This window comes from Ruegeria sp. AB8, from assembly GCF_056542605.1.
Genome location: NZ_JBQGAB010000017.1, coordinates 21007 through 39677, shown reverse-complemented (window position 1 = coordinate 39677; position 18671 = coordinate 21007). Strand labels below are relative to the sequence as shown.

Below are 18671 nucleotides of genomic sequence, written 5' to 3'. Positions count from 1 at the left end.
AAGCGCCAACCAGAGCCAATCCCATTCCATCCGGTCATTTGGGTCTGGCTGGCGCAAGTGTATGGTCTAAACCTTCCTGCCTATTGCGTGAGCGATAAGGCATGTCAGTTCAAACATCAGGTTCGCAGCGGTGACGCTGGTCACACCGGTCGGATCGTAACAGGGGGCAACCTCGCAGATATCGCCGCCGATGATGTCGAGCCCCATCAGCCCCTGAAGGATTTTTTGAACGTCGCGCGGGATGATGCCGCCAATCTCTGGCACAGCTGTGCCAGGGCAGAACGACGGATCGAGCCCATCGATATCAATGGTCACGTAAACCGGACCGCCTTCAAGCGTTTTGCGAATGGTCTCGATCGCGGTTTTTCGGCCCATGTCCTCATAATCATCCATCGGGATCATGGTGAAGCCGGCGTCATAGCCGAACTGGATATCCTCAGGCACGAAGCGCGAACCGCGCAACCCCAACTGCACCGTGCGCTTGGGGTCGATCAGACCTTCTTCGGTCGCACGTCGCATAAAGGTCGCGTGGTTGACCTTGGTGCCACACATCTCGTCCAGCACATCGGCATGGCTGTCGATCTGCAACAGGCCTACAGGTCCATCGGCCGCCAGCGCCCGCAGGATGGGGGTCGGGATGGTGTGGTCACCGCCAATGGCAACGGGCCGGATGTTCAACGCCTTCAGATTTGCAAAGAAATCCTGGATGTTCCGAAGCGACTGTTCGAGGCTCAGCGGATTGACCGTCGCATCCCCCAAATCAGCGATGTTGCACAGTTTGTAGGGTTCCACATCTGTGGTGGGATGCGCCATGCGGATCAACCGGCTTGCATGGCGTACGGCGCCCGGCGCTTCTCGGGGGCCGGAGCGATAGTTCAGGCCGATATCAAACGGAACGCCAACAAGACCGATGTCGATATCCTCGCACGGGTCCACACGTTTGGTGCGCATAAAGGTTGCCACGTCTGAAAAGCGCGGGATCTGGGTTGCGTCGACGGGTTGATACTTGGGGTCAGCCATGGATGAGCTTCCTTTTTGCTAGAGCGGCGCACCAACGGTCAGGTGCGTCCCGCCGTCGATCACCAGCAATTGTCCCGTAATGGTTGGTCCGCCCAAGGCGAACCAACGGGTGGCCTCGGCCACTTCATCCGGGGTCACGATGCGCCCCAAGGGCGCGATGGATGCGGTTTTTGTTTTGAAATCAGCAAGTTCGCCGCTTTCCAGCTTGGGCGCCATCCAATCTGTATCGACAAAACCGGGGCACACGGCATTGACCCGTACCTCCGGTGCAAAGACCCGTGCCAGTGAGAGGGTCATGGTATTCAACGCACCCTTCGAGGCCGCGTAGGCCATGGACGAGCCGATGCCGGAAAACCCCGAATGCGACGAGATATTCACGATCGAACCACCAGCCGCCCGCAAAGGCGCTTCGGCGGCACGACACATCTGGTAACAGCCGGCGACATTCACGGAAAAGATGCGAGTAAAATCATCCGCGCCAAGCGCGGAGAGATCGTTGGCCTCGGCAAAACGCGTTACGCCTGCGTTGTTGACCAGAACATCAATCCGGCCCCAAGTATCCATTGCAGCCTGCACCAACCTGCGACAATCAGCGTCCTCTGAGATGTCGCCTTGCACAGCCTTTGCTTCGACTCCAAAGGCTTTACACTGGCGCACGATTTCGGCCGCACCGTCCTTGTTGCCGCTATAGTTGACCACCACATTCAACCCTTGCAACGCAAGGTCTTTGGCAATTGCCGCGCCAATCCCTGAGGACGCGCCGGTCACGATGGCGGTTTTCCGATCAGACATGGGCGCTCTCCTTCAAATAGGGGGCTGCCTTTACTTCAAAGTCGGCGATAGTGGCTTCGAGGCGCCGCAGGAGATCGTCACATTCATCTGCCGAAATAGTCAACGGCGGTGAGACCAGGAACCAGTCACCATTGGCCCCATTGGCGGTGCGTCGCGAATAGATGATCAAACCGTTCTCCAGCCCGCAGATGCGGATATGTTCGGTCGGCGGGAACTCGGCCGGGAAACTGGTTTTTGTCTCGCGATCCTGTACCAGTTCCACCGCCAGCAACAGCCCACGCCCGCGAATGTCACCAACAGAGGGGTGCTTGGCCGCAATCCGCGTCAGGCCTTTGCGCAACTGCTGTCCGCGTTCTCTGGCATTCTGCAACAGGTCATGCGTCACGTATTCGTTCAGCACCGCAATGCCCGTGGCACAGGTAATCGGATTGGCGTTGTAGGTGTGTGAAAAGTTAAAACCGGTCAGCTCGGCCAACTCATCCACCATAGCTTCAGGCATCAACACCGCACCCAGTGGCGCATAGCCCGCCCCCAACCCCTTGGCCAGAACCACCAGATCAGCCCGGGCGTTGGGGAAGGCGTGGCTGGCCAGAAAATCGCCAGTGCGCCCGGTACCACAGAGAATTTCGTCGTATATCAAATAGATACCATGCTGGTCGCAAATCTCGCGAACGCGGTTCAGGTAGTCCTCCTGCATCTCCAACGCCCCTGTGGCGAGCCCACCTATCGGTTCGACCACAAACGCCAGAACGTTCTCCGCCCCCAACTCTCGGATCTTTTGGTCCAGCGCCTTTGCACAGCCCATGCGATACGACTGCGGGGTTTCGTCGTTGGGCACTCGATATTGCCACGGCGCGGGTATGCGCTCGGACTTGACTGCAAATCCCTCAAGGAACGGATCAAGCGCCGGGTCTCCGGTAATAGCCAGCGTCGCGATGGTACCTCCGTGATAGCTGGGCGACAGCGTAACAATTTTGCGCTTTTGCCGTGCTCCCGTCGCCAGAACGTATTGGCGGAGAAACTTGAGCGCGATTTCCATTGCCTCGGATCCACCAGAAGCCAGGGCCACCCGTTCATAGCCAGGCCCGGCCATCTCTGAGATCATCTGTGTCAGGTCGATATTCGGCTGGTGACGCGCCACTCGGCTATAAGCAAAGTCCATCTCACGCGCCTGTTGTGCCATCGCGTCGGCCACGCGTTGGTTGCCATGCCCGATATTGCTAACCACCGGCCCAGAAGACACATCGATGTATTTGCGCCCCTGATCGTCCCACATATGCACCCCCTTGGCGCGGGCAATCATTGGAAGGGGGACGATGTTGGAGCGGGCGTAAAACTGGTCCTGCGGACCGCCCAATGGATTGCTCATGCTTCAACTCCAAATGAAACTTCACCATTGGCCGCCGCGATCAGCGTCTCGGCGAGCACTTGCGCCGCCAACGCGCAAGCGCCAGGTTCCGCCCACTCAGCCTCGTTGTGGCTGATCCCATCGCGGCAAGGGACAAAGATCATGGCGGCGGGCAGAAAACGGGCGATATTGCACGCGTCGTGCCCGGCGCCGGTGTACATGCGGCGATAGGGTTTTCCTGCGGCAACGGCAGCGGCTTCGATCCGGTCAGCCAGCGCTGCGTTGAACGGCACGCCAGGGCGCATCACGTCCAGTTGCAGGTCAAGTCGCAACCCGCACGCATCGGCGACCCGCTGCGCCACCTCACGGAACTCACGATCCATCGCTTCCAGCACTTCTCCCTCGGGATGACGCAGATCGACCGAAAAACTCACAACTCCCGGCACGACATTGGGCGAGTTAGGCATGATCTCGGCCTGCCCAACTGTGCCCATGCCCGGCGCGTTTTCGCGGGCGATGCGCTCGGCCTCCAAAGCAATCCGCGCCATGCCCATCAAGGCATCCTTGCGCGAAGGCATCGGGGTCGGCCCGGCATGCGCCTCTTGACCCGTCAGTGTGAGGCGATACCACGAAAACCCTTGCGTCCGGTCCACGACGCCCAACATCTCGCCCGCATCCTCAAGTACAGGCCCCTGCTCGATATGCGCCTCAACGTAACAGGCCACATCCCGCCCCGCCATCATTGGCAGGTTGCCGTTGTACCCCATCTGTCTCAACCGATCCCCGATGGTCCAGCCCTCGTCCGAGCGCATCGCCAAAGCCTCATCCAAGGGTAACAACCCGGTCCAAACCTCGGACCCCAGCATTGGGCGAAAGATGCAGCCTTCCTCGTTGGTCCAGTTGACCACCTCGATAGGTACCTCGGTCTCTACGCCCGCGTCATTCATTGCGCGTATCGCCTCGAGCCCGGCCAATACGCCCAGCACGCCGTCGAACTTGCCGCCTGTAACCTGGGTATCCAGATGGCTGCCACACATCACCACCGGCGCGTCCGGGTTGCGCCCTTCGCGCCGGATCACCTGATTGCCGAAACCATCGACACGATGCGAACAGCCCGCCGCCTCGGCCCATGTGCGAAACAGATTGCGCCCTTCGACATCAAGATCGGTAAAGGCAACGCGGTTCGAGCCGCCCTTTGGTGTTTCTCCGATCTGCCCAATCTCCATAAGGGTCTTCCAAAGGCGGGCTTCGTCAACGGTCACAGCCGTTCGGTTGGCGGATTTGAGGGTCATCGCATACCTGCAGTCATTTGGTGGAACAGGTCGCAGGCGCGCAATCGGGCAAACGACAAGTTGAAGCCAGTTTGTACCCCATCCCCGGCGATGCAAATATCGCATTGCCAATATGGATTGCCCGGCCAAAACGGCGATACTGGCTGGTGGATACCTGCGCCTTTCTGGCGCGTCAGTGTAAACTTTTTTCTGTTTCCCGGAGCGCACAGATGGACCTTGGCCTGAAAAACCTGAATGTTTTGATCACCGGCGGCAGCCGCGGCATTGGCCGGGCCTGCGCCGAGCTTTTTCTTACCGAGGGCGCAAACGTTTCGATTTGTGGGCGGGGCGCAGAAGGAGTGGCACTGGCCGTTGCAGAGATGTCGGCAAACGGAGGAAAAGTTTACGGGGCAACCTGCGACGTCGCGGACAAGGCTGCACTAGCAACCTGGATCACAGAGAGCGCAACCGCCCTCGGCGGCATCGACATCATTGTTGCCAACGCCTCGGCCATGGTTAACGGCGCTGACGACGCCGATTGGCATGCTGCTTTTGAGTCTGATTTGATGCAAGCGGTCCGGCTGGTGGAACTGACCCAACCACAGCTTGAGCAATCGAAAGCCCCCGCGATTACCTTCGTTTCATCAGTGTCCGCTCGAGAGGTCGACGGCACATCGCCTGCATATGGTGCAATCAAGCTTGCGCTCCACCGCTATGCCAAGGACCTTGCCGTCACTCTTGCCCCGAAGGGTATCCGCGCCAATATGGTCGCTCCCGGTACGACCTACTTCGATGGCGGCGTCTGGCAACATATCGAAGCGGAGATGCCCGAGATGTTTGCCGAAGCACTGGCCGCGAACCCGATGGGGCGTATGGCCTCTGCCGAGGAAATTGCCCGTTCCGTGGTGTTCCTGTCCAGCCCCGCCTCCAGCTTTACCTCCGGGTGCGTGATGACTGTCGATGGTGCCATGACCCGTTCGGTTCAGGTTTGAGGTGGCGACAAACTCACACCTCCCGATAACCCTTATCAAGTAGGTCGGCGATCTCGCCAATCGGCAACACTTCGGACAGCACACCTGCCCCGTGGCCGGCTGACCAGACCCGCGACCACAGCTTGATGTCCTTGTACAATGCCGGAGGCAATTCGGCTGGATGATCCATCAGCCGTTTCGGGTCCATACCCTCCGCCTCAATGCTTTCCCGCAACAAGTTGGCAGGCGATCGGTGGAAGCGGGTGAAGATCACATCTGACGAGGCGGCCCGCGCGATCATCTGCTGATACGCAGGATCGGCGTTGGCCTCCTCTGCCATGAGGAAACGCGTGCCCATGTACGCCAGATCCGCGCCCAGATTCTCTGCCGCGCGGATGTCGCCACCTGTGCTCAAGCCTCCGGCCAACGCAATTGGCTTGTCGGTCAACGCCCGCAACTCGCCCATCAGGGCAAAGGGGTTGATCGTACCACAATGCCCGCCAGCTCCACCTGCAACGGCAATGAGCCCATCGGCCCCGGCCTCAAGCGCCTTTTCGGCATGCCGCGCCGTGGCTACGTCATGCATGACCAGACCGCCATAGTCCCGGATACGCTCGAACACTCCAAGCGGCGCGCCCTTCGAGGTCAAAACCAAAGGCACTCGCCGTTCACAGATTAGGTCAAGGTCGCCCTGCCAACGTGGGTTGCTGTCATGAAGGACAAGGTTCACAGCATAAGTCGCGAACCGGTCGCCTTGGTTCTTGGCTTCCGTTTCAGCGGCGGCGATCTGGTTCAGCCAGTCAGTAAGGTCCTCGCGTGTACGCGCATTGTGGGCCGGGAAACTACCGAGGAGGCCGGCCCGGCAACTTTCGATCACCATCTTCGGCGTTGAAACAAGGAACATCGGCGCCACCACGACGGGCAGTCGCAGGGCGCCAATCAGTCTTCTTAAGTTCTCGCTCAAAACAGGGCCTTGCGGTCCCACCACGGCATTGCTTTCTCCAGCTGTGCCGCGAGCGAGAATAAAGTCGACTCGTCACCATAGCGACCGACAAACATCATCCCAACAGGCATTCCCGCCTCGGTCCAATGCAAGGGCACAGACATGGCCGGCTGCCCGGTCACATTCTGCACCTGCGTCATGGCAAGATACTGGTTCTGATGCGTACGGAACGAGTCGAAATCGGCCTCATGACGGTAGATTTCTCCGATCTTGAGCGGCAGCTCGGTCATGGTCGGCGACACTACCGCGTCAAAGTCCTTCATGAACAGGTCGAAGTTATAGGCCTCTTCCATCGCCACTTCGGTAATGCGCGCATATTCGGAGGCCGTCACCCCTTTTGCGGCCTCACGCCACGTTCGGATGAACACTTCCAACTCATCATCGCGCACCGGTTTACCCCGCATCGTGCCAATGTCCTGCAACACGGTGTCCACGTTCACGGCAACACAGTTGTAGAGAACTTGACTCAACCGGTCAGGGTCGATCTTTGGGGCTGCGGCGACAACCTCGTGACCAAGGCTCTCCAGAAGATTGACGGTCTCAGAGAGACCTTTCTGGTGATCCGGATGAAAATCGGTGCCGAAATGGGTCTTTTCCTGCACCGCGATACGCAGCTTGCGGCAGGGGTGGTTGATCTCTTCTCCATAGGGACGCGCAGGAGCGGGCGCCGTGCAGCGTACGCCGGTTTCACCACCCATAATGACATCCAGGGACACGGCCCCATCGCGCACAGAGCGTGTGATCGTCCCCTCGGTTGCAAAGCCCATCCAGCCTTCGGTATGAACAGGTCCATTGTGCACCCGCCCCCGGGACGGCTTCATGGTAAAAGCCCCACACCATGCTGCCGGAATCCGCAACGACCCACCACCATCATTGCCATGCGCCATGGGCAAAGCGCCCGCCCCAACAACGGCTCCTGCCCCAGAGGACGAACCGCCCGGCGTGCGACTCTTGTCCCACGGGTTTAGACAAGCGCCATAGGGTGCTCGATCACTGTCAATCGTGGCGCAGAATGGCGGCACCTTGGTGGCGCCCATCATCACCAAACCGGACTGCATGTAACGTTTGGACAACGTACGGGTCTCAGTCGACTTATAGTCTTTCAGGATGCCGAGTCCGGCTGTTGTGACCAGCCCTTCGATCTCGCAGCCCTCGTCCTTGCGCAGGAACGGCACGCCGGTAAAGGGGCCTTCGGGCAGCCCTTTCCTGATCTGGTCTCGGGCAAAGTCATAGTCTCGTGCCGACAAGAGATGCAGCGCACCGTCCGCCTTCTCAACCCGCTCGATCGCCTCGTCCAGCATTTCGGAAGCGCTGACCTCACCGGATTTCACCAGTTTTGCCAGTCCTACTGCATCATGCGTGTCGAACACGCTGGTTTTGGTTACATCCTTCATCAGTGCACTGCCCGTTCCTGGCCTTCCCAGAAGGGTGCGCGCAGGTCTTTCTTCAAAACCTTGCCTGCACCTGACAGCGGGAAGGGTTCACTGCGGAACTCGACAGAACGAGGCAGCTTGTAGTTCGCAATGTGCTCACGGCAATGTGCCATCACGGCCTCTTCGGACAGTTCGGAGGTGCCGTTCGGGATCACGATGGCATGCACCGCTTCGCCCCATTTTTCAGACGGAATACCGACCACCGCCACACCGGCAACACCGTCCATGGTGGAAATGGTGCTTTCGACCTCGGCCGAGAACACGTTCTCACCACCGGTGATGATCATGTCTTTGACACGGTCGACAATGAACAGGAAACCATCTTCGTCCATATAAGCGCCGTCACCGGTAAGTACCCAGCCATCGCGGAGGGCCTTTTTCGTTTGCTCAGGCAGGTTCCAATAGCCTTGCATTGTGTGCGGGCCGGAAGCGGCTACCTCGCCCACTGTGCCGCGCGGCACCTCGTTGAACTCTTTGTCCACAATTTTCACACGTGTGCCCACGGTCGGACGACCAGCAGAGCGCATCTTGCCCGCAAACTCACCTTCGACAGTATGGTACCTCGGTGGCAAGGTCGAGATGATCGGACCCATCTCGGTCTGGCCATAGCCCTGGATCCAGCCAACGGTGGACAGCTCTTTCAAGGCCCGCAGCAACAGGCCTTCTGGCATTGGCGACGCACCATAAAGGACATGTTTCAGGCTGGTGAATTTCGACGGATCAAAGGTCGGGTCTTCAAGGATCATCTGCACCATTGTCGGCACCCAAAGCGCATGGGTCGGGCGATGTTTCTCAACCGCTTCGATGGCCGCTGCAGGAGTGAACATTGGGATGAAGTAATGGGTGGCCCCCGCCATCGTCGCACCGTTCGATCCGGCGCCATCGGCAAGGTGAAACATAGGCGCACAGTGGATATAGCTGTCGCCGGACTCCATGAACATGTGCTTGGACATGAACACACCATTGGACCAAAGCGACCGATGAGGGATCATCGCGCCTTTGGGGAAGCCAGTGGTGCCGCCCGTGTAATAAATTCCGGCAAGGTCTTCCCCAGAACGACCCACATCGTCGATCGGATCGCTTTCAGTCACCAGCGTTTCATAGTCCAACCAACCCTCGGGACAGCCGGTATCATCCAGATGGATCAGGGTCAGCGGATGTTGGGTCTCTTTCTGGATCCCAGGCACATGCGCACCAAATAGATCGTCAACAAACAGCACCTTGGCACCGGAGTCATTCAGCGAATAGCCGTTTTCTTCCGCCGACCAGCGCACGTTCATCGGCACCACGACGCCACCGCACCACCATGTCGCGAAGTAATATTCCAGGTAGCGGTCCGAGTTGGCGCCCAGAATGGCAACCCGGTCGCCCTCCTCTACACCCAGCTTGCGCAGCCCCCCGGCCAAACGCGCTACGCGCTGGCGCAGTTCATCCCAAGTGTGCGCGCGGTCCTTGAAGACCGTGGCCAATTTGTCGGGCGTGGTTTCTGCCGCGATGTGCAGTGGTTGGGTCATATACATGAGAGCTTTCCTCCTCGAAACTCGGGATTTTTGAGATCAGCCATCGATGAGTGGGTGATGGCAGGCAACTGCGTGATCCGCGGTCGGATCACGGTGTTCCAATGATGGATTGGTCCGGCAAACGGCGCTGGCGCGGGGGCACCTGCTGAAAAAAGGGCACCCCTCAGGCCGGTTCAGAGGGCTTGGGATTTCGCCCTGCGGCGGTTGGCCCATCGTTCGGTTTTTCGGGTCCAAACCGGGAGCACTGTCAATCAACAGGCGTGTGTAGGGGTGCGCAGGATTAGCGAAGATCTCTTCGGCATCGCCAATCTCGACCACGCGGCCCAAGTACATCACCATCAAGACATCGGCGAGATATTCCACCGTCGCCAGCGAGTGGCTGATGTACAGATATGACAGCCCGCGGCGTTCCTTGAGGTCCTGCAAGAGGTTCAAAACCTGCGCCTGTACCGAGACATCAAGCGCCGAGGTCGGTTCGTCCAGAACCACCAGTTTCGGGCGCAAGGCAAGCGCACGTGCGATGGATATCCGCTGACGCTGACCGCCAGAAAACTGGTGCGGATAGCGTTCCATGGCTTCGGCGGACATGCCCACCTCATCGAGCAGTTGGGCAACCCGGGCGGTCAGTTTCTTGCCGCGTAATCCTTCGAACAGCTTCAAAGACTCGCCGACAAGATCGACGACTCGCATCCGCGGATTGAGCGAGGATGCCGGGTCCTGGAACACCACCCCGATGTTGCGACGTATGCCCTTGAGATCGCGCCCTCTGGCACGCAGCATGTCAGAACCGTCAAAAAGGATGTCGCCACTCGTCGGTTCGATCAGACGCAGGATGCTCATCGCCAACGTGGACTTGCCACAACCGGACTCACCCACGACGGCAAGCGAATGGCCCGTTTCGATGTCAAAACTGACACCGTCAACCGCGTGGACCACACCGCGCCGGGTGTGAAACTCTTTGCCCAGCTCTCTAACGGACAAAAGCGCGGTCATGATACCACCTCGTGGCGCTCTAGCGGGTGCCAGCAAGCAAAGCGGCTGCCGCTCTCGATCACCTCAATCGGTTGGCTTTCACGGCATTCGTCGGTCGCTCCAAGGCATCGGGGGTGGAATGCACACCCTTTCGGCAGCGAACCTGCCGACGGAGCATTGCCGGTGATGGTTTTAAGGGCTTCAGTCCCACCGATGCGAGGCATCGAACCCATCAGAGCAGCGCTGTATCGATGGCGAGGACGGTCAAACAGGTTAGCGACCGGCGTAGCTTCACAGTTGCGTCCGGCGTAGAGAATACTGACGCTGTCACATAGCTCGGCCACTACGCCCAGATCATGGGTGATGAACAACACGCCGATATTGCGTTTCTTTGCCAGTTCCCGGATCAGATGCACCACTTGCGCCTGCACCGTCACGTCCAAGGCCGTGGTCGGTTCATCCGCCACCAGAAGGCGCGGCTGGCATGATAACGCCAGCGCGATCATCATCCGCTGTGCCTGCCCGCCCGAGACCTGATGGGGATACTTGCGCAGCGCAATCTCAGGGTCCGGCATCTGCACATCGTCCAGTGCCGCCAGCGCAGTTTTGCGCGCCTCTTTGCGGGACAGTCCGGTCTGCGCGCTGATCGCGTCCACAAGCTGACGGCCAAATGTCAGGTAGGGAGAAAATGCCTTCATCGGCTGCTGAAACACCACCGAGGCCCGCCCCCCAAGCTGCTGTCGTGCGGTGCGGGGGCGCGCCAAATCCAGCGCATCCCCTTCAAATCGGCAATCGCCCGTGACTATGGCATTGCCGGACAACAATCCAAGCGCCGCCATGGGCGTGGTCGATTTGCCCGATCCGGACTCGCCTGCAAGGCCAACGATCTCGCCCGGGGTAACGCGCAACGCCACGCGATCCAGAACTTGCGTCACACCGGCATGACCGGCAAACCCGACCGACAGGTCGCGGATATCCAGAACCGGGGTCATTTGCGATCTCCTTTAGGGTTCAGAAGATCATTCAGGCCATCGCCGATCAGGTTGATGGCAAAGACGGTGACAAAAATCGCCATCCCCGGCACCATCGCAACCCACCAAAAGTCGAGAAATTTCACCCGGCCCTGACTGACCATTAGCCCCCATTCAATCGCCGGCTCCTGCGCGCCGATGCCGATGAAACTGAGCGAAGCCGCGGCGAGAATTGCATAGCCAAAATCCAGTGATCCTTGGATCACCGTTGGTGACATCGAGTTAGGCAGAACATGCTTGAGGATGATACGCGCATCCGACATGCCCAGCGACTTGGCCGATTGCACGTAAAGCTGACCCGTGGCACGCTTGGCTTCGGAATGCACGATCCGCGCATACCATGGGAAGAACGAAATCGAGAGCGCCAGCATCGCCTCGTACAGCCCCTGACCCAACGCTGCGGTAATGGCGATGGGCAACAATAGCGGCGGAAAAGCGATGAACACGTCCATCAGACGCATCACGGCCCATTCCACACGACCACCGAAGTAACCCGCAATCAGACCAAAAGGCGTGCCGATGGCTATCGACAGGGCGGTGACTACCAAGCCGATGGTGATTGAGGTGCGCGCGCCATAAACGACACGGCTGAAAAGGTCACGCCCAAGATCGTCAGTACCGAACCAATGCTCCAAACTGGGCGGCACAAGTTTGGAGCCGAAATTAATTTCGGTCGGGTCATGTGTGGCAATCCAGGGCGCGAAGATACCCGCGAGCACGATCACGGCCATCAGGGCGCAGCCAATGAAGAAAGCGGTGTTGCCTCGGACCCTAAGAAAGGCCGTGCGCATGCGCGATTGGGGATGAACGGCATCAGTCATATCTCACCTCAGCCTCGGGTCGGTGGCAAAATGCAGAAGGTCGATCAGAAGGTTCACGATCAGATAACTCGCTGACAGAACCAACGTGACACCCATCACAGCCGGGTAGTCCGATTTGGTAATCGCGTTCACCACGAAACCGCCAATACCAGGCCAGTCGAACACGTATTCAACGACGACCGAGATGCCGAGCATGTAGCCGAAGGTCAGCCCGATCACGGTTAACAGGGGCACCATGGCGGCGCGCAGGGCATAGCGGAAATTAATCTGGGTGGCAGACAGGCCATAGGCGCGGGCGGTAGTGACGAACTCTTCGCCTAACGCCTCGATCATCATGCCGCGTGTCATTCGCAGAATGATCGCAAGCCCCCCGGCAGACAACGCCAGAACAGGCATGATCAGGTGCAGAACGGCGCTGACAAAGGCGGGCCATTGGCCGGCCAACAGGGAATCGACGATGTAGAATCCAGTGATCTCGCTGAACTCATGGCCCAGCAGGATCAACTCGTCGACGCGACCCTGTAGCGGCAGGGCACCCAACCAACCGGCAAGGACCAGTTGCAGCATCATCGCCACAAGGAAAGTTGGCATGGCGGCGCCAAAGGCAGACAGGGACCGTGCGGAGTAGTCGATGGGGCGATTTTTGTTCAACGCGGCCCAGACCCCCATCGGGATGCCGACCACCAGCACCACGACCAGCGAGACGATCACCAATTCCAATGTGGCCGGAAAACGGTTGCCAATCTCTGTGAGAACTGGACGATTGGTCAAAAGGCTGGTGCCAAAGTCTCCACGCAGAACATCCCCAAAATAAATGAAAAGCTGCTCCGGGATTGAACGATCGAGTCCCAACCGCTCCATAGCGGCAGCGATCTCGGCCTCAGTCGGACGCGCCCCAAGAGTCATCTCGATAATCGAGCTTGGGAGAATACGGCTGATGACGAATGTGATGATCAGGACACCCAGAAGGATGAGAATCAACATTCCAAGCCGCTGCAGGACATAGCGAGACATGTCGTCCACCCGGAGCTAGTTGGGGAGTATAACACGCGGGCCACACCAAGCTGAGTGCAGCCCGCGACGAGGTATTACTTCCGGCTCATCTCGTTGAAGAAGACGTAGCGGTTGTAGTAGGGGTTGTATTCGAAGCCAGTCACGTCATCGCTGATCGCAAAGACGAACTTCATTTCCTGATCAAACACCGCCGCGGCGTCTTCGACCAAGATGTTCATCGCCGCTTCGTAAGCATTGTGGGACGCGGCCTGGTCGACCGTCTCATTGCCAATGGCCTCGAACAGTTTTCCGTCAAACTCGGGGTTCGCGTACATTGCGAGGTTGAACAATTTCTCTTCGCTGAAGAAGCCTGCATAAAGCGCGTCCGACATGGAATTGAAGATCGGCCACCAAACGACGCCCAGCATGTTGGTTGCCGTTGCTTCGTCGCGTGCGTTGGCCCAGAGGGTGCCCCAATCGTTAGGTTTCAACTCAACCGTCAAACCTGCCTTGGCCGCATTCTGCTGGAACAAAATTGCGGAGTTCTTGTGGTCGTCAAGGGCCGAGATGTATCCAATCGAAATCTTCAATTCATCTTCTGACAAACCGGATTTCGCCAGCTCCGCCTTGGCGGCTTCGATGTCAAACATCGGGAAAGGCAGTTCGCGCGTGCCGGCCATTGCCATCGGGTACACCGATTTCATCGGGGTGCTCGTGCCGTTGTAAATGCCGCTTGAAATGGTTTCGCGGTCCCAAAGCATGCTGATCGCCTTGCGAACATGCAGGTTGTTGGTCGGGGCAATCTTCGTGTTGATCGGCCATTTGATGAACTCAAGCGAGTCCTCGACCCGAAGCGAAATGCCGTCCGTTTCGCCAACGCGCGCTTGCTGATCCGCAGGGATGTCCATGACAATATCGGCTTCGCCGCCGGTGATCATCTGGATGCGGGTCGAAGCCTCCTGCACGATGCGCACAACCACGCGATCATATCCATTCTCGGGATGCGTGCCCCAATAGTCAGGATTGCGGTCGAGCACAGCCTGCTGGCCGGTTTTGTAAAGCCGAAGCTTGTAAGGGCCCGTGCCAAAGGATTCCTCACTGGCCGCGAAGTCTTCGTCAGTGGCATTCGGCGAGTAAATCCAAGCCGCGTACATTGCAGAGGCCGACACCGGAAGGTTTGTCGGGAAAGCAGTTGTCATCTGCACCGTCAGATCGTCCGGGGTCGCAATATCGGTGACCGCCAGCCAGATGAAACCGGAACCCTCGGCGGCCTTGGTGCGTTCAATGGACGATTTTACTGCGGCTGAGTTCATAGGGCTCCCATCATGGAACCGCACGCCTTCGCGAAGCTTGAACGTCCAGACCATGCCGTCCTCGCTCACGCTCCATTCGGTGGCGAGACCTGGACGGAACGATCCGTCAGGATTGGCCCAGACAAGGGGTTCATACATGTTGGATAGAATTGTACCTTCTGCCGATGACGAAGACGCCGGGTTCCAGTCCGTCACATCCTCTGTCCATGCAAAGGTCAGCACATTGTCTGCGGCAATGGCAGGCGCAGCTGTCACCGCCATGGCGGCACCAAGCGCTACGGCTGCAAAACTGCTGCGGTATTGCGAAAAGAGCATTTCTTTCTCCCTGATCAGCGATGGCCGCACGCGCCAAAGATGACATGCACAGCGATGATCAAAAAAATATGAACCTATTCATGTTTGCGAGCCATATGGCAAATTCCATATCCCCACAGGCAAAGAAATATGAACCAATTCATGTTTTGGTGCGCTACCCTGTCACGCGAAAACACTGGGATATTGCAATGGTCGGCAAACGGGAAAACAACAAGATTCAGCGGCGGGACCGGATTCTAAACTCGGCGATTCAGGCATTTAGAGAGAACGGCTATCAGAACACCCGCATGGAAACCGTGGCGGAAATGTCTGGCCTGGCAATCGGAACACTCTACAACTACTACCGCAACAAGGGCGATCTTCTGCTGGCCATCCTGACTCTGGACTTTCAGGAAGAAAGAGACCGAATCAAGGCTCTCGCCGATGACAGCAGTTTGACTCTGGAAAGCTGTGCCCGTCAGGTGGTGCGGACCTTCTTTGAGGGTTCATTCACCTTGGTAGATCGCCATATGCTGCGCGAAGCCATTGCGACGCTCATACACGATCCCAGAACGCAGTTTGCCAAAGCATACCAGAAAGACATTGCGCGCTTTCAAAGCGACCTGAAACACCTGTTTCGCATCGTTGCGGAGCGGTCACCCGATGCCCAAGGCATTGACACCGATTTCTTCGCTGAAACGCTTTTTAGCGCGGTGAATCTGGAGACCATCCTCTACTGCATCGGCTCCAGCGATGATTTCGCGCCGCACGTGGCCACGCTCAACCGACTCGTCGATGCATTGCTAAATCCTACTGAACGGCGCCCGACATCACAGAACGCAGCGCTCTGACCTACTGCCAATCTTTCAGGACACACACAATGGTACAGCCACCTTTTGACACGCGCTCGCATCTTGAACACGAGTTGATGCAAGGGTTCCCACCACCTCCGGAAAAACGGGTCAACCGACTGAACGGGCTTTGGGGCGTGCCTTACAATCGCTGGTCCTATCAAAACATGCGTCGTCTGTTGCCAAGCGCACCGATTGCGCGTGCCACATCCGCAACCGTTTTGGCGCGCAGCATTGATCCGCAAACCATCGACCTCAACGTCACCCGCGAGGACGGCTCCACCGCCACATTCGAAGACTTCCTTCTTGAGACATTTACCGACAGCCTCGTCGTGCTGAAGGGCGACAAAGTCGTACATGAATCGTACCTCAACGGCATGACCAAAAACCAAGCCCATCAAATGATGAGCTGCACCAAGTCTTTTGTCGGACTTCTGGCTCTATTGGCCATCGACGACGGCATCCTTTCCGAGCATACCCTCGTCAGCGAAATTCTTCCGGAACTGCCATCTTCCAGCGGATTTACCTCGGCAAACGTGGGCCATGTCCTCGACATGACCAACTCGCTGCACTTCAGCGAAGACTATGATGACCCTGCAGCTCACATTCATGACTACGCCCGGATTGTCGGGCTTGGGCCGGGCTCGGGCGCTGTAATCGGCTCTGACGACCTTTATGATTTCCTTGCCACCTTGGAAACGGAACATGGGTTAGAACATGGCAAAGTCTTTCACTACCAAACCCCTAAAACGGACGTGCTGAACTGGATCACCAACCGCGTCACGCGCCAGACCTTCACAGAGGGCATGCACAACCGCCTCTGGTCCCGTCTCGGCACCGATGGCGAAACATATATCCTGCTCGACCCAAGCGGAAACCTTGTGGCAGGGGGCGGCCTTAACGCCACCTCCGAGGACTTGACTCGCTTCGCCGCAATGATGCTGGCAGGTGGCACATTTGCCGGGGAGCGAGTGGTTCCCGAACACGTAGTTGAAACCCTCGAAGCCGGTGGATCGAAACGCGCCTTCACGAACGGCCCCGATGCGGGCGGTGTCATGGCGGACGGACACTGGAGCTATCGCGCGCAATGGTGGATTCGAGGTGCGCCGGGCCGCGAAGCGATTGCCGCCATCGGGGTCAACGGTCAGTGGATTTACATTGATAGAATGCGCGATGTCGCCATCGTCAAACAGTCAAGCCAACCGGTGCCCGTATCTGACTACTTCGACACCTACACCGTGAACGCCTTTGATGCGCTCATTGACCATCTGTCTGATGTATAACTCGGTCAGTTGCCGCCGCGTTTTGTACTTAAGAAAGACACGACGACACCGGAGATAGTATCGCAAGTACGTGCCGTCGGACGAACCTCAGCACGGTGGCCTTCGGAATGCACAACGTGATACGAGCGTTGAATGCTGGACAATGGCGTCACACCATCGAAACTTGTTGTGGTCTCGGCTTGGGAGTAGGCTTGCAAGGACGAAAGGACATGCACGTGCCCCATTTCTACGGTTACCTCAAGGAATCCACTTGGGATTTTGTCGAAACCAAAACCAGCGTAAAGGTCGTTCTCGACGGTGTAGCGCTCCTCTTGCGGGCCCGTCGCGAAGGCAACTTCCTGCCAGAATTGGCCCGGATTTTCGCACTATCCCTGCGCGATGATTTGGAGATAGTTCATTTCTCGGTATTTGAGTTCCAGCGTGGCCTACAACCAAAACTACTGTTCAGGGATGGCGATGACGCCATATTCGACGCCGATTTGACCAAGTACCTGAACGGCATGTACCTTCTGGATCCGCTCTATGATCTCTACGTGAACCAGGAAAAAACCGGCACATTCCATTTCTGCGCAGACACGCGAGGAGAACTGGACGCTGAACCCTATTACGATCGGTATTGGCGATTTATTGGCCTCAAAAACGAAATTGGTGCGCTCTATGAAATCGCGCCAGACCGGTGCATTCACGTCTCGATTCAATTTTCCGGAACCGACGAACAAGCCGCCGCCCGTGCGGTAGAGTTTACCACGGCGAGTGAGAAATTCTTTATTGAACTTTTCACCGACATCTTTGCCGAAGCACCGCCTGCCGATGACGAAGACAGCCGCCGCGACGTGCACGGCGCAGTAAGCGAAGCTCTGAGGGATTTTGGCTCTGAAACCTTGACCGGACGAGAACAGGAAATCGCCCAGCTGATGCTTAAGGGTCATTCAGCCAAGATGATCGCACGCATCGCGGGGATTTCGCCTGGAACCGCGTCAATCCACCGCTCAAATATCTACCGCAAGATGGATGTGACATCGGTAGGTGACCTTTTCGGTGTGTTCCTGGCAAAGCTAACTACACCTAAACAGTGATCATTCGTTGTCGCCGCTAAATACTTGAAAAATTTACCATCTTTGCTTGGGAGCGGACATCGGGATCAGAAAAGCTTCGGCGGCATCATTGTTCTTTCCGGTTCTAATATGACAAGGGATCCGGCGAGTGCCTCAATCTGCTTCGCTCAGACGCGACAACAGGAACTCCGGTCCAAACTGGATATCAATCCGCGTCCATAAAGACTCTACCAGATCCCTGAAAACCGGAACCACCGCCGCATCAAGAACGGCAAACTTGAAGCCACGGATCGCGGCAACATAGCGCTGGCCTTGCCCGGCGTTGCCCGACCCGGTCAGTATACGGCTTTGGATTTCGATTTCACCCAATTGCAGTTGGCTCAGGGTGTTCGCGGCAAGAGGTGCCGCCCTCCCTTCCAGTACCATGCGTAGCTCCATGAGCTCGCGAAACTGGTCTGCGATAGTCACGGCAGGCTGAACGTACCGTTCCATGCCTTCTTTGCAACCAACCGCAAGACCGCAGCGCGCACGGGCATAGCGCTGACCCCAAGCTCTCCGGCAATTGCCCGCAAAGACAGTTTCTGACCCGGCTCAAACTGCGCGCCCACTATGGCATCACGGATGCCGGAATAGACCGTATCATGCATTGGCTCCCAGTTCAGTTTCTTGAGTGTTTGGGCCATCGATGACGGGCGTATAT

General features: G+C 57.8%; 18 protein-coding genes. 4 read left to right on the top strand and 14 right to left on the bottom strand.

What is annotated here, in order from left to right; genetic code table 11:
• Positions 1-66: 66 nt before the first annotated feature.
• Genes ACR0CG_RS17275 through ACR0CG_RS17260 form a run of 4 tightly spaced genes read right to left on the bottom strand, consistent with a single transcriptional unit; the run spans position 67 to position 4452 of the window.
• Positions 67-1020, bottom strand: coding sequence for an agmatinase (locus ACR0CG_RS17275; RefSeq protein WP_170486488.1), 954 nt, complete (start codon positions 1018-1020; stop codon positions 67-69).
• A gap of 18 nt (positions 1021-1038) precedes the next feature.
• Complete coding sequence (locus ACR0CG_RS17270; protein ID WP_170486489.1) at positions 1039-1812, bottom strand: SDR family oxidoreductase; 774 nt, start codon at positions 1810-1812, stop codon at positions 1039-1041.
• On the bottom strand, positions 1805-3181 hold the full coding sequence (locus ACR0CG_RS17265; protein WP_170682318.1) for an aminotransferase class III-fold pyridoxal phosphate-dependent enzyme: 1377 nt from the start codon (positions 3179-3181) through the stop codon (positions 1805-1807). Before ACR0CG_RS17265 ends, ACR0CG_RS17270 begins: the two co-directional genes overlap by 8 nt.
• Positions 3178-4452 carry a Zn-dependent hydrolase gene (locus ACR0CG_RS17260; protein ID WP_170682319.1) on the bottom strand — a complete coding sequence of 425 codons (1275 nt, stop codon included), beginning with the start codon at positions 4450-4452 and terminating at the stop codon, positions 3178-3180. Before ACR0CG_RS17260 ends, ACR0CG_RS17265 begins: the two co-directional genes overlap by 4 nt.
• A 20-nt stretch (positions 4453-4472) precedes the next feature.
• Here ACR0CG_RS17260 and ACR0CG_RS17255 point away from each other — a divergent pair, with 20 nt between their 5' ends.
• Entirely contained in the window at positions 4473-5423 is a 951-nt protein-coding gene (locus ACR0CG_RS17255) for an SDR family NAD(P)-dependent oxidoreductase (RefSeq protein ID WP_480526490.1), read from the top strand.
• A gap of 13 nt (positions 5424-5436) precedes the next feature.
• On the opposite strand, the gene ACR0CG_RS17250 is transcribed toward ACR0CG_RS17255, so the two are convergent.
• The 8 genes from ACR0CG_RS17250 to ACR0CG_RS17215 all read right to left on the bottom strand — a co-directional run bounded on the left by ACR0CG_RS17250 (position 5437) and on the right by ACR0CG_RS17215 (position 14803).
• Entirely contained in the window at positions 5437-6306 is an 870-nt protein-coding gene (locus ACR0CG_RS17250) for a nitronate monooxygenase (protein ID WP_170682321.1), read from the bottom strand.
• 56 nt (positions 6307-6362) lie between these two features.
• Entirely contained in the window at positions 6363-7799 is a 1437-nt protein-coding gene (locus tag ACR0CG_RS17245) for an amidase (RefSeq protein ID WP_170682322.1), read from the bottom strand.
• Entirely contained in the window at positions 7799-9358 is a 1560-nt protein-coding gene (locus ACR0CG_RS17240; RefSeq protein WP_170682323.1) for a long-chain-fatty-acid--CoA ligase, read from the bottom strand. The genes ACR0CG_RS17245 and ACR0CG_RS17240 overlap by 1 nt, the downstream gene beginning before the upstream one ends.
• Positions 9359-9394: 36 nt before the next feature.
• Positions 9395-10351, bottom strand: a complete 957-nt coding sequence (locus ACR0CG_RS17235) for an oligopeptide/dipeptide ABC transporter ATP-binding protein (protein ID WP_170682324.1) — start codon at positions 10349-10351, stop codon at positions 9395-9397.
• Positions 10348-11322 carry an ABC transporter ATP-binding protein gene (locus ACR0CG_RS17230; RefSeq protein ID WP_170682325.1) on the bottom strand — a complete coding sequence of 325 codons (975 nt, stop codon included), beginning with the start codon at positions 11320-11322 and terminating at the stop codon, positions 10348-10350. The genes ACR0CG_RS17235 and ACR0CG_RS17230 overlap by 4 nt, the downstream gene beginning before the upstream one ends.
• Positions 11319-12182, bottom strand: coding sequence for an ABC transporter permease (locus tag ACR0CG_RS17225; protein ID WP_170682326.1), 864 nt, complete (start codon positions 12180-12182; stop codon positions 11319-11321). Before ACR0CG_RS17225 ends, ACR0CG_RS17230 begins: the two co-directional genes overlap by 4 nt.
• Positions 12183-12185: 3 nt before the next feature.
• On the bottom strand, positions 12186-13196 hold the full coding sequence (locus ACR0CG_RS17220; RefSeq protein WP_480526487.1) for an ABC transporter permease: 1011 nt from the start codon (positions 13194-13196) through the stop codon (positions 12186-12188).
• 74 nt (positions 13197-13270) lie between these two features.
• Positions 13271-14803 (bottom strand): ABC transporter substrate-binding protein, encoded by a 1533-nt coding sequence (locus ACR0CG_RS17215; RefSeq protein ID WP_170682328.1) that lies wholly within the window; start codon positions 14801-14803, stop codon positions 13271-13273.
• Between the two features lie 20 nt (positions 14804-14823).
• On the opposite strand from ACR0CG_RS17215, the gene ACR0CG_RS17210 reads away from it, so the two are divergent.
• The 3 genes from ACR0CG_RS17210 (at position 14824) to ACR0CG_RS17200 (ending at position 17992) form a co-directional block, all read left to right on the top strand.
• Positions 14824-15633, top strand: a complete 810-nt coding sequence (locus tag ACR0CG_RS17210; RefSeq protein WP_170682329.1) for a TetR/AcrR family transcriptional regulator — start codon at positions 14824-14826, stop codon at positions 15631-15633.
• Positions 15634-15662: 29 nt separating this feature from the next.
• Entirely contained in the window at positions 15663-16916 is a 1254-nt protein-coding gene (locus tag ACR0CG_RS17205) for a serine hydrolase domain-containing protein (protein WP_170682330.1), read from the top strand.
• A 107-nt stretch (positions 16917-17023) separates the two neighbouring features.
• On the top strand, positions 17024-17992 hold the full coding sequence (locus ACR0CG_RS17200) for a helix-turn-helix domain-containing protein (RefSeq protein ID WP_170682331.1): 969 nt from the start codon (positions 17024-17026) through the stop codon (positions 17990-17992).
• Between the two features lie 132 nt (positions 17993-18124).
• Here the strand turns inward: ACR0CG_RS17200 and ACR0CG_RS17195 are convergent, their stop codons facing one another.
• Both ACR0CG_RS17195 and ACR0CG_RS17190 read right to left on the bottom strand, forming a co-directional pair.
• The gene (locus ACR0CG_RS17195) at positions 18125-18463 is read right to left on the bottom strand and encodes an FCD domain-containing protein (protein ID WP_170485130.1); all 339 of its coding nucleotides are present in this window, start codon (positions 18461-18463) and stop codon (positions 18125-18127) included.
• The gene (locus tag ACR0CG_RS17190; protein WP_170485128.1) at positions 18436-18654 is read right to left on the bottom strand and encodes a GntR family transcriptional regulator; all 219 of its coding nucleotides are present in this window, start codon (positions 18652-18654) and stop codon (positions 18436-18438) included. The genes ACR0CG_RS17195 and ACR0CG_RS17190 overlap by 28 nt, the downstream gene beginning before the upstream one ends.
• Between the last annotated feature and the right edge of the window lie 17 nt (positions 18655-18671).